Source organism: Microbacterium sp. 8M, from assembly GCF_902506375.1.
Lineage (GTDB): Bacteria > Actinomycetota > Actinomycetes > Actinomycetales > Microbacteriaceae > Microbacterium.
The window spans coordinates 213,506-225,487 of record NZ_LR733284.1; the positions used below are offsets into that span (position 1 = coordinate 213,506).

General features: G+C 67.6%; 8 protein-coding genes and 1 pseudogene. 6 read left to right on the forward strand and 3 right to left on the reverse strand.

Annotation, left to right across the window (positions count from 1 at the left end; translation table 11 throughout):
• Positions 1 to 161: 161 nt before the first annotated feature.
• Entirely contained in the window at positions 162 to 572 is a 411-nt protein-coding gene (locus AERO9AM_RS01005) for an MmcQ/YjbR family DNA-binding protein (protein WP_159574483.1), read from the forward strand.
• Between the two features lie 103 nt (positions 573 to 675).
• Here the strand turns inward: AERO9AM_RS01005 and AERO9AM_RS01010 are convergent, their stop codons facing one another.
• Complete coding sequence (locus tag AERO9AM_RS01010; protein WP_159574484.1) at positions 676 to 1,266, reverse strand: hypothetical protein; 591 nt, start codon at positions 1,264 to 1,266, stop codon at positions 676 to 678.
• A gap of 263 nt (positions 1,267 to 1,529) precedes the next feature.
• Between AERO9AM_RS01010 and AERO9AM_RS01015 the strand changes: the two genes are divergently transcribed.
• From AERO9AM_RS01015 to AERO9AM_RS01030, 4 genes are all read left to right on the forward strand, one after another.
• A complete protein-coding gene (locus AERO9AM_RS01015) occupies positions 1,530 to 3,992 on the forward strand; it encodes a polysaccharide lyase 8 family protein (protein WP_236602437.1) in 2,463 nt (820 codons plus the stop codon).
• Positions 3,993 to 4,278: 286 nt separating this feature from the next.
• Complete coding sequence (locus AERO9AM_RS01020) at positions 4,279 to 5,439, forward strand: glycosyltransferase (RefSeq protein ID WP_236602671.1); 1,161 nt, start codon at positions 4,279 to 4,281, stop codon at positions 5,437 to 5,439.
• A 5-nt stretch (positions 5,440 to 5,444) separates the two neighbouring features.
• Positions 5,445 to 6,668 (forward strand): glycosyltransferase family 4 protein, encoded by a 1,224-nt coding sequence (locus tag AERO9AM_RS01025; RefSeq protein WP_159574486.1) that lies wholly within the window; start codon positions 5,445 to 5,447, stop codon positions 6,666 to 6,668.
• Between the two features lie 327 nt (positions 6,669 to 6,995).
• Positions 6,996 to 8,027, forward strand: coding sequence for a DUF4238 domain-containing protein (locus tag AERO9AM_RS01030; RefSeq protein ID WP_159574487.1), 1,032 nt, complete (start codon positions 6,996 to 6,998; stop codon positions 8,025 to 8,027).
• An 18-nt stretch (positions 8,028 to 8,045) separates the two neighbouring features.
• Here the strand turns inward: AERO9AM_RS01030 and AERO9AM_RS01035 are convergent, their stop codons facing one another.
• Both AERO9AM_RS01035 and AERO9AM_RS01040 read right to left on the reverse strand, forming a co-directional pair.
• Entirely contained in the window at positions 8,046 to 10,871 is a 2,826-nt protein-coding gene (locus AERO9AM_RS01035; protein WP_159574488.1) for a hypothetical protein, read from the reverse strand.
• Positions 10,868 to 11,542 (reverse strand): hypothetical protein, encoded by a 675-nt coding sequence (locus tag AERO9AM_RS01040; RefSeq protein WP_159574489.1) that lies wholly within the window; start codon positions 11,540 to 11,542, stop codon positions 10,868 to 10,870. The genes AERO9AM_RS01035 and AERO9AM_RS01040 overlap by 4 nt, the downstream gene beginning before the upstream one ends.
• Before the next feature lie 233 nt (positions 11,543 to 11,775).
• Here AERO9AM_RS01040 and AERO9AM_RS01045 point away from each other — a divergent pair.
• A pseudogene (locus AERO9AM_RS01045) lies at positions 11,776 to 11,982 on the forward strand (glycosyltransferase); the annotation flags it as partial.

The window sequence follows — 11,982 nt, forward strand, 5'->3', positions numbered from 1 at the left end:
CGCGGGTCCGCGTACGAGCGACGCCTGCAGGATGGGGCGACGGATGCACGACGGATCCGGGCTTCCGGTCCTGCATCCGTCGCGGCGTCCTGCATCCGCCGCGGCGTCCCGCATCCGGCCGCCTCTTGAACCGCGTGCCGGGCGGGCGGAGGATCGGACCCATGGCGACGATCGACGATGTGCGCGACCTGGTGCTCGCCCTCCCCGGCGTCGAGGAACGGGTGGGCGGCCACACCGGCGAGCCGGCCTGGCGCTGCAACGGCGGTCAGATCGCGTGGATGCGGGGGCCGCGGAAGACGGATCTGGCCCAGCTCGCCGAACTCGGCCGCACCTGGCCGGACGGGCCCGTGCTCGCGGTGCGCACGGAGAGCGCCGCGCTCGCCGAGGCGCTGATCGCCGCGGATCCGAAGGTCTTCTTCACGATCCCGCATTTCGCCGGCTACCCGGCCGTGCTGATGCGCCTCGACGTCATCGAGCGGGATCACCTCGGCGAACTCCTGGCGGACGCCTGGCTGCTGCGCGCCCCGAAGGCCGTCGCCCTGCAGTGGCTCGACGAGCGCGGGCTCGCGTAGCGCCCGCGCGACTCCGGTTCTCGCGTGAGACCGCACTCCGGGCGAGGAGTCTCATGCCGGATCGGGAGTCTCGCGAAACCGAGCGGCGCCCACGGGCCCAGGCTCAGGCCGGCGGCAGCCGCAGCACCGGCCCGGACTCGCCGACGGACAGGTCGTCGACGGTGCGCAGGGTGCGCGCGATCTCGTCCACCGCGCCGATGACCGTGCCGAAGCGCTCGCGGTCGGCGCACACCGCCTGAAGGGTGATGAGGTGCGTGCCGGTGTCCCAGGTGTAGGTCGCGAACGGCGGTGTGCCCGGCTCGACGGGCAGCGGCACTACGAGCTTCTCGCCCGCGCCGAGGTACGGGTTGCGGAACTCCTCGGTGTCGTCGTACTCCATCGGCATCATGGCGCGGGCGGTGCGCAGCTGCGGGGTGAGCTCCTGCGCGCTCGCCATCGCGACGATGAGCTCGGGCTCTGCCTTCCACGTCCACGCGAGCACGCGCCCATCGGCCTTGCGCATCAGGAACGGCGCGGCCTGGCTGAGCGCCCACGCGCCGAAACCCGAGCCGGGGCGCGGCGTCGCACCGACCGCTCCGCTGAGCTGGCCCAGGAGCATCCCGATCGCCGCTTTGCGATGCCGGCGGCCGCGGAAGCCCAGGGATGCGGTCACGGGGATCCAGCGGGTGGGGTCGGCGTCGGCGGCAAGGCGCATGCTCCGAGCGTACGGTCCCCAGGTGAGCGTGAGCCGTGCGTGCCGTGGCCGTTCCCACCGCGCGGGGGCTTGCGGACGGTTCTCAGGACGGATTCGCGGATCCGCCCGGATCGGTGGCGAAAAGCCGGATCCAGCCTGAGAACGGTCCTTGGAAGGAACGGGCCTCGGCTTCCGGTAAATATGTACACCGCCTCTACTATTCCGGCGGGAAAGCGTATACCGTGTTGCGGGCAACCCCTTTCCCTACCGACCGGAGGCCGAAGATGTTCCCCCTTGAGATGAACCGCCGCACCCTGCTCGGACTGCTCGGAGCAGGCGCGCTCGTCACTCTCGCCGCGCAGCCGGCGACCGCGGGCACGCTGCCCGGCGCCGTGGCGACGGCGAGCGGCGATCCGCTCGCCGCGCTCATCGAGCGCCGTCGCATCATGCTCGCCGGTGACGGCAGCGCCGCATCGGTGCCGGAGCTGGCCGGTGTGCTGAGCGCCATGGGTGAGAAGGCGGCCGCTTCGCGGGGCGCGATGGTGCGGCCCGCGGCGGCACCCGGCATCTGGCCCGACCTGCCGCTTACGGGCGTCAGCGGCACCGTTCTCTCCGGCAACATGGGCGTCACGTTCAACCGCATCTTCGACCTCGCCCTCGCCTATGCCACCGCAGGGTGCGCCTCCTACGGCGATGCGGCGCTCGCCACCGACCTCGTCGACGCGCTGACGTGGCTCAGCGCCAACGTCTACAAGGCCGGCAAGTCGCCCGTCGGCAACTGGTGGTTCTGGGAGATCGGCGTGCCCCGCAAGGCGGCCGACATCTGCATCCTGCTGCACGATGTCGTGCCGGCCGAGGTGCGCACCGCGCTGATGGCCGCCGCCCGCTACTTCACGCCGGATCCCAACTGGCGCGGCCGCGGCACGAGCCTCGCCGAGACCGGCGCGAACCGCACCGACAAGGCGCTGTCCTGCGCGCTCCGGGGAATCCTCGACGGACGGCCCGACGAGATCGCGCTCGCTCGCGACGCCCTGAGCGACACGGTGCGGGCGGGGAGGAACAGCGTCTTCGGCTACGTCACGAGCGGTGACGGGTTCTACGCGGACGGATCCTTCGTGCAGCACAGCTATCTGCCCTACGTCGGCACCTACGGCGTCGTCACCCTGGGCGGCATCGCCGAGATCCTGGGCCTGCTCGGCGGCAGCGAATGGGATGTGACGGATCCGAAGAAGTCGGTGATCCTCGACGCGGTCGAGGCCTCGTACGCGCCGTTCATCTGGAACGGCCGGATGATGGAGACCGTGCGCGGCCGTGCCGTGTCGCGGCAGGCCGAGCCGGACTATGTCGACGGCGCGGCGGCGATCACCGCGATCCTGCTGCTCGCCCAGGGGGCTGGCGAGCCGTATCGGGGCCGCTACCTCTCGCTCGTGAAGGGCTGGCTGCAGCGCTGCACCGACGAGAAGCTGTACGGTCTTCCCACGCAGACCGTGGCCAAGTCCCTCCTGGTGACCTCGGTCCTCGGCGACGACAGCGTGACCCCGGCCGACCCGCCGGTCTCGACGACGGCGTTCGGCGATCAGGACCGCCTGGTGCACCATCGGCCGAACTTCAGCGCCGTGGTCAACGTGTCCTCGAAGCGGATCGGCCGCTACGAGTGGGGCAACCGCGAGAACAACCTGGGCTGGTACCAGGGCGACGGCATGACGTTCTTCTACAGCGCCGCGGATCCGGCCCAGTACAGCGCCGACTTCTGGCCCACGATCGACCCGTACCGGCTGCCGGGAACGACCGTGACCGCGGCGCCTCGCACCAGCGGAGCCGCGGACGGCACCGGCATTCCGCGGGCGTTCCAGGCGTTCGGCGGCGGGCTGGCGCTTGATGGTCGCTGGGGGATCCAGGGCATGGACCACCTCAACTTCGACAAGTCGCTCAGCGCACGCAAGTCGTGGTTCTTCCTGGACGACAAGGTCGTGTGCCTGGGCGCGGCGATCGCGTCGAGCTCCGGCTACGACGTGTTCACGACGATCGACAACCGCTCCTTCGCGCCCGGTACCGTGCCGAACGTGCGCACCGACAACCGCAACCGCGTGCTCACCGCGGCGGACGGTGCGATCACGGTGAAGCGCAACGTGCACATCATGGGTCACGGCGGTTACGTGTTCCTCTCGGGCGAGAACGTGAGCGGCACGATCGACGTGCAGGTCGTGCCGCGCTCGGGCGACTGGCAGAGCATCAACTCCGGATCCGACACGGGTGGTACGACCGAGGTCAAGAACCGGGACTATGTGACGATCACGCATCATCACGGCACGGATCCCACGGGCGGCGGCTACGCGTACCTGGTGCTGCCGAACGTGAAGCACTCGGTGACGTTCACCGAGTCGGACGCGCCGACGGTCGAGGTGGTCGCCAACAACGCGCAGGCACAGCTGATCCGCGTCGCGAGCCAGGGGCTGACGCTCGGCAACTTCTTCCAGGCCACGCCCTCCGACCAGGTGCCCGCCTACGGAGTGACCGTGAGCGGCCCATGCTCTCTCGCGGTCCGCACCGACGCCGGGCGCACCACGGTCGCCGTGTCCGACCCGAGCCGCACGCAGACCACGGCGCGCGTCGTGCTCACCGGTGTCGCGGAGTCGACCGTGGTCGAGGGTGACGACGGGGTGCGGGTGGTCGGGACGGCGCCGCTCGCGCTCGAGTTCGACCTCGACGGGCACGGGCACGCCAAGCGCATCGTCCTCGGCGGCTGACCAGGGGCGCGGGGCGGTGCCGTGCGTGCCGCCCCGCGCCCGCCGCGCGGCCGCCGGATCCGCCTCCGCGGCATCCTCAGCGCGCTCGGGTAGAGTGGCCAGCGCCCGATCCAGGCCATCTCCGCGGGGTTCGAGCGGCCGATGAGGCGCTCGACGGCGCCGCGGCCCAGCAGAAGGCAGCAACCACGTGACCTCCCCCGGCGATCATCGTCCCTCGGACAACCTCGACACCGGCGCGCCCGAATCCGTCTCCGCGCCGGCTGAACCGGCCGCCGCTCCGCGCCCGCTGCGCATCCTCATCGGCGCCGACACGTTCTGGCCGGACGTGAACGGCGCCGCCCGGTTCACCGAGCGCCTCGCCGCGGGTCTGGTGCAGCGCGGCCACGATGTGCACGTGGTCGCGCCGAACCAGGCGTACCGCACGGCGAAGCCGCGCACCGAGGTGATCGAGGGCGAGGCGATGACCCTGCACCGGCTGCCGTCGGTGCGCTGGGCGCCGCACGACTGGCTGCGGTTCGTGTGGCCGTGGCGCGCCAAGCACTACGCCCGCAAGGTGCTCGACGAGGTGCAGCCCGACGTGGTGCACATCCAGTCGCACATCGTCATCGGCCGCGGACTGTCGCGCATCGCGCATCAGCGCGGCATTCCGGTGATCGCCACGAACCACGTGATGGCCGAGAACATCCTCGACCACACCACGATGCCGAAGTTCATCGACGACATCGTGCTGAAGTTCGCCTGGGCCGACGCCGCGCGCACGTTCGCGCTCACCCGCGCCGTGACCACGCCGACCCGTCGTGCCGCCGACTTCCTCGAGCGCACGATCGACGTCGAGGGCGTGATCCCGGTCAGCTGCGGCATCGACCGCACCCAGTACACGCCGGTCATCGGCCCGCGTGAGAAGAACCGCATGGTCTTCGTCGGCCGGCTCACCGCGGAGAAGCAGGTCGAGGTCATCCTCAAGGCGATGGCGAAGCTGGATCCGGCCCTCGACGTGACCTTCGACATCGTCGGCGGCGGTGACCAGCGCAAGCAGCTCGAGGCGCTCGCGCATCAGCTCGGTCTGGGCGACCGTGTCGTGTTCCACGGCCGCACCACCGACGCCGAGCTGCGGGCCCTGCTCAGCCGCGCCTCCCTGTTCGTGATCGCCTCGATCGCGGAGCTGCAGTCGATCGCCACCATGGAGGCGATGGCGTCGGCGCTGCCGATCGTCGCCGCGGACGCGGTGGCGCTGCCGCACCTCGTGCACGACGGCGAGAACGGCTACCTCTTCGAGCCGGGCAACATCAACGAGCTCGCCGCGCGGCTCACCGACGTGCTCACCGCGGATCCCGCCGAGTACGAGCGCATGCAGCGCGCCTCGCTCGAGGGCGTGGTCGTGCACGACATCAACCGCACGCTGGACACCTTCGAGGCGCTGTACCGCGACGAGCCGCTGCCCGAGTAGGCCGGATGCACATCGTCTTCTTCGCCGACCAGCACGCCGAGACGCTGGGCGGTGCCCAGGTCTCGATGCGCCTGCAGCGCAAGTACCTGGAGCGCGCAGGGCACACGGTGACGGTCGTCGCACCGAGGACGCACTCGCCGCGACCCGCCCTGCACGGGGCCGACCTCACGGATCCCGGCTACCTCGACCTGCCGTCGATCCCGATCACGGCCGACCGCGAGTACGCCATGACGTGGCCGGGCCGGAGCACCGACCGGTTCCTCGATCGGGCGCTGACACGGCGGCCCCCGGTCGATCTCGTGCACGTGCAGGCCGACTTCTGGGGCGCGTTCATCGGCCATCGCTTCGCGCACCGTCACGGCATCCCCGCCGTGCACACCATGCACAACCGCGTCGACGTCGGCATCGCCGCGGTCACCCCGCTGCACCGGCCCGCGCTCGCCGCGCTCAACGGCTGGAGGCGCACCGCCCTGCGCGGCATCGGCGCACAGCCCGGCGGTCGCGACGGCTGGGCGTATCTGACCGGGATCGCCGCGGAGTCCCGCGCGGTGACCGCACCATCGGGGCACTTCGCGCGCCGGCTCGAGCAGCACGGGGTGTTCGGATCCGTGGATGTGATCTGGAACGGCATCGACGACGAGGTGCGCACGCGGGTGCTCGCCGGAGCCCCGGCGGATCGCGCGCCGGGTCGGCCCCGCTTCATCTGGCTGGGCCGGATGAGCCCGGAGAAGCGTCTGCTGCCGTTCCTGGAGGCGGTCGTCGCCAGCGACGTGGACGCCGACGTCGAGATCGTCGGGGGAGGGGCGCAGCTGCGCGCCGCCGAGCGGATCGCCGCCCGTGCGCGGCGCCCGGGGATCCGGTTCGCCGGCCGGGTCGGGTATGCGGACGTGCTCGCGCGCATCGCGGCCGCCGACGCCGTCGTGCAGACCTCGATCGGCTTCGAGACCCAGGGGATGACGCCGTTCGAGGCGGCGACCCTGGGCACCCCGACCGTCGTGAGCGATCCCGACATCGCGGGGGAGCTGCGCGGCGGGCTGTGGGCCGTGCCGGAGGCCGGGGCCGACGAGCGACGCCGGATCGCCGCTCTCGCGGACACCCTGCGCATCGCCGCGACGGACATCGCGGCCCGGCGGGCGCCCGAGCCGGATCCGCAGGTCGCCGCCGACTTCCAGCAGTCCTCGCGGACCGCAGCGATGCTCGCCGTGTACGAGCGCGCGCTCGCCCGCTGAACGACGCGAGTGCGGATCCGCCCGCGTGGCGATGGTTTTCTCGGACCCTCGACGACATCGATCGACCTCCGAAACAGCGTGCGGGCAAGGGTTGTCCCGTCATTCCGCTCAACCCAGCGATCCTTTCGCCGGGCTCTGATGGCGCCGCTCGAATGACCAGAAACCTCGAATGACCAGAAACCGAGTTCTGGGGATCACCGGCGGTTCCGAGCGCCGCATCCGTAGCCTCAGTCGTCGGCGGACATCGCGGAGATATGACCTACTGGACGCCACACCCGGGATGATCCGATGGCGTTCCTCGTCGTCAGGTAACGCCATAATCCCCTCATGTCTCCGACCGCCAAGCGCCATCACCACGTCCCGCAGTTCTACCTCCGAGGATTTGCGGACGACGACCAGATCACAACGGTCAGGCTGCCCGGCGACCGCACCTACACCGCCAGCGTGCGCAAGACCGCCGCGGAGAACGGCTTCTACACTGTGCCCGGGCACCAGGCGGGCGACGATGTCTTTGAAAGGCTGTTCAGCGAGGTGGAAGGTGCCGCGGCGCCAGTGTTCAGGAAGCTGGGAGAGGGAGTGTGGCCACTCGAGGTGCAGGACCGCGCAACGCTTGCATCCTTAATCGCCCTGCAGGTAACACGGGGCCCTGAGCAACGCCGCAACATGCAGCACATGAAGGCTCGTCTGACGCAGATCGAACTGTCGATGGTCGGCCGCGACGGCGTGAAGGACTGGGCAAAGAAGCGTTCCGGCCTGGTAATCGACGACGCCACAGCGGAGCTCATCTGGGAACAGGCGATGCGCACCGATGGGCCGCCGGTGAGCGTGACGGCGATTGACCACATCATCCAGATCGGCGAGATGACCGAGGCCCTGATGCCGTACATTGCTGGTCGACCGTGGACTCTCGTGCGGTTCGACAGACGATCGCTCATCACCTCCGACACGCCAGTTGTACTGGTTCCCAATCCCGACGAGACGGAGGACGAGGGCGACGAGGCATTCTTGCCTCAAGGAATCGGGTTTTTGAACGCTTGGGGCATCACCTACCCGCTCACGCGCAAGCTGGGTCTTCTCATGAGCGACCCGATGGTGCTCGCCGACCGCGTCGACGTCAACCGTGTCGCGCGCGGCGAGTTCGATCACGCCGAGCAGGGCACTACGCAGTACGAACGCTTCTTCAACCTGCACACGGCGATGAACGCGAGCATCTCCCTCTTCCACCACCCGGACGATGCACGGTTTGTGCCGGAAGCGCTTCCGGATCCTGATCCGGTGACGATGCGGATGAGCGGCGGCCCCGCCCCATATCACGACGATGATCGGGTGGCTGCTGCGCGAAAGGCTCCTCCGCAGTAGGACTGGGGAACGGATCTCCTACTCCTCGACATCGGCCTGGCTGAGTTCGCCCCGGGCCGCCATCTCCACACGCTGAGCTAGACCAAAGTCACCCGCGGCGCCAAGCTCGTTCAGAAGTTTCGTCGCTCGCGTTTCCAGTTGCGGGTCGCCCGCTTTGATCGCTCGAGCGAGCACCACGGGTACTGCATTCCGTGACAGCTCGTACGCGGCCATTCTGCGAGCGCCGGTAGTGGACAGCAGTTGCGTCAAAGCGTGAAACGCCCCGTGCGGGTCGGAGTCGGCGGCGGCTGCGAGTTCCTTGCCAATCATGAATCTTTCGGCGTCGACGTTAGACCCAAAGGCGAGAATCGTGTTCAGTCGTGGGAGCCACCACTCTGGACAGAACTTGCCGCTTTTGATCACCCAATAGAACTGGCGTAGCTCAGCTACATCAACGGTGTTCAATTTTACGTGATCGATTCGTTCGTCCCACAAGCGGGCGAACTCATCCCGTATTGATTCGGACACCTCGGTCGCGTGCATCATCTCCCAGCCGATATGACCGAGCGCTCCTCCACGGGTGTCAGGGTCGGTGGTTGAGAAGAAGGCGCGGAAGACCGCGTCAGAAGGTGTTGCGTCGCCGAAGATGATGGCTTTGATTGCCCATTCCCCGATGCGCTGGACGGGCGACGAGTTGGGTTGCGGCCATCCGTCGGCAACAGGCTCGGCTGAGTCGAGAGCCGCGACCATGGAGGGGGCCAGCAGGCTGTAGAGCGCTCGATGGTAGTGGTGGATCGCCAGCGCGGTGCTGAGCGCAACCTGCTGATTTCGATCTAGCCCCTCAGCGGAGCCAAATAGGAACGTCAGATTCTGCTCAGTCCAAAGCTCGTCAGCGTTCAGCAGTCTCCCGAGGTGTTCGCCGATCACTGCCCGCGAAGCCCCCCACGGGTCAGGCCGGTCGAGCTCGGTCCGGAGGGCGCTTCGAGAGGCTTCCGACCATGCAGTGGTCCTCCCATGACATACGAGGGCAGCGAGACCGCGAACGATGGTTGGCCACTGCCAGTTCAGCGAGAGTGTGAGCGGGTCCATCCCGCTTTCGCCAGCGCGCGAGGCGTAGTCGTGCCAAGCAGCTTCGTCCGACGCCGCGGAGATCAAAAGCTCGGCAGCGTTCGAAGCCCCTGTTGGCGGGATCTTGGCTTCCGGCTTCACTAGTTCTTCAAGGAGATCGATTGCGGCCCCCTTTGCCCCGCTGAAGTCGGGGTCGTCGTCGAACCTGCCGCCTTGCGGGGGGAAGTCAGATTCGATTGGGTGCGCGAGTACGTCACCGGTTGTCGTGAGTACCTGGTGCCAGTCCAACTCCAGCCCTGCCTTGCTCGCTGCCTCCCACCCGCTGAGGATTGCGCGCAAGTAGATTGGGCGTAGCCGCGTGACGAGGTCGTGAACACCAGCGATTCGCTCAGGGTTTGAGGTGATCAGACTCGTCAGTTCTCGTCGCTGACCCTCGTGAGAAGGCTTGGGTCCCCATCCATCACCCGTGTCTTGCCAACTCTCCAGGTGGCTCATGAGCTCTGCAGGGGCCATCATCCCAAGTTCGTCGTGTGTTCGCGGGCTGCTCGGTCCGGTCCAACTGATTACCTCTATCGGCGGGCGCAGGGGACGCTCAACCATGCCATACTGTGCATCGAGGTCGGCGAGGGCGACGCGAAGCTGTGGTGGGAGCGACTCTGCCCCAATTGCTGAAAGCCAGGCGTGCTTCCAGTGATCGAGAAACTCAGCAACTCGTGTATCCAACTCTCTATCCGTAACGTCGCCGTCGCGTGCGAGTCTCGAACGGAGTTCGGTGGAGCTCATGTCCGGGCCTCGGTCGATCGTTTGCTTGAGCGACTTCAAGGACGAGGGTGACCGCGCGGCCACCGCTTGAGCCAACTGGGCGTACTCGATCCGGCATTGCTCGTTCATGGACGATGGGTCCAGGAGGAGTCGAGTGCCGAGCTCTACCACCGAGCTCTCCTGAGGGGTGCCCGTCGTTGATGTGACTATCGCCTCTCTCACTGCATACATGGCGATGCGCCTCGCGAGCATGATCCGGACGCTAAGGAGGACATCGACTGTGTCGAGCGTTCCCGCCTGCAACCGTTGAACTGAAAGATCGCGTGATGCGTCGATTAGCGCATCTTCGACTGTCTGATGACTATCGGAACTCTCCCCGATCGAGGGTCGCGAAAGCGACCATCCGTCAGGTTGGCTTGTGCCGTTCTCGTACTGCACAAGCCAACCAAGAACCAGGGGTAGCGATTCGGGGCCAAGCGCAGTGACGACACGCGGGAGTTCGGAAGCGTACCAATAGTCCCGGAGTATTGGTTCGTGAGCCGTGGCCCCGAGACTGCCGGGACGAAAAAGGACGTTGGCTACCCACTCGCCAGCCTTTCGCTCACCACCGTTGAGCAGGTTGACCGTGAAGGACGCCATATCCCGAGGGTCAGTACGCCAGCCGAATCCCGTCGCGAGCCACTTCTTGAGGAGTGGCTTGAGCCTCGCGGCCTCTGAGGCGGGAACTTGCGCGCCCACGGCAAATACAGCCCGTCGGATCCAGCTGTTTCGGCTCTCAGAAAGAGTTAGAAGGATGTCGACTGCCGTCTTGGGCGCCGCCGCCGACGAGCGGATCACGTAGTCGATCTCGGGCCAGTAATCATCGGCGCCCACATCGTTACTCGGCGGCTTAGCGAAGGCGCCTTCCCTTGCAAGCGGAGCTAGCCAGAGCGGGTTCCGGAGCCCTTCGAAGAAGGCGCGACGAAGAGCCGGCGTGGGGATCCTGCGAAGTACCGCCGCAACCTGATCCCTCGTTGGAGCAACGTAGCCCGTCAACTTGACTCCTCCCCGATCGCCGCATTTGCAATCGCCAGCAAGTCCTGCACTGCGCTGAGGTTCTCGAAGAAGAGCGCGGTGCGGACTTCGATGACATCCTCAATGACCCGCATTTTCGACCGTATGGCCGCATCGTCGGGGAGCGCCCGCGTGCCATTGGGATTTCGGTCTAGATGTGTCCACTCGAGGAAGAATCGCTGGGCGCTCTTCCACTGTCTAACGAGGGGGTGGGTCTCGTCGTTGTCGTCGGTGAGCAGCGCTGCCGCGTTCGCCACTTGAATGCCTTGTTCCTTAGTTGCGGCGTCGATTATCTCCGCCACCGCGATAGCAAACTCACGTGGAACCGGAACGACGTCCTGGTCGGCGCGCAAATCTAGCCCGGGATGACGCGAGACCAGACCCGGCAGTTTCGACGTCAGACTCGCCGATCCAGGGTTCGGCCGGGTGCGCGTATTGACCGCCATCGCGGACGGCAGTCCGCTCATGATCTCGCGCATGCAGTGACAAATGAGTGAAACCCTGGCGACCTCACGGCCATTCGGTGCAGGGCTTCCAAGTTGCTCCAGCGCCTGGACATACAACCCGGCGAGCGCAACACTCTTGTCCTCCAACGCGGCAAGCACCCGAGCTTCGCGCGCGGCAGAGAGGGACAATCGCGATCCGTCAGACATGCACGCCCTTCCGAGAGGTCGCTGAGGCCGTAGGTTCTTCCTCTCACGCTAGTCGAACGCGGATAGCGGGCTCGGCCGGACAGGTATGTGACCGAGCAAGAGCGCTCGCGTTGGTTACACGGGAGCGAGGGATCGCGTTTCGGTCAAAAAGCACCCCTCCGGGTCGTGCGAGGACATTGAACGTGTAAGAGACCGCCCGCGCGCATTCGGCGGTCCGCCGAGACTGAGGAAGTTTGACCGATGCGGTGGTGCAGACCTCGATCGGCTTCGAGACCCAGGGGATGACCCCGTTCGAGGCGGCGACCCTGGGCACCCCGACCGTCGTGAGCGATCCCGACATCGCGGGGGAGCTGCGCGGCGGGCTGTGGGCGGTGCCGGACGCCGGTGCCGACGAGCGGCGCCGGATCGCTGCTCTCGCGGACACGCTGCGTTTCGCCGCG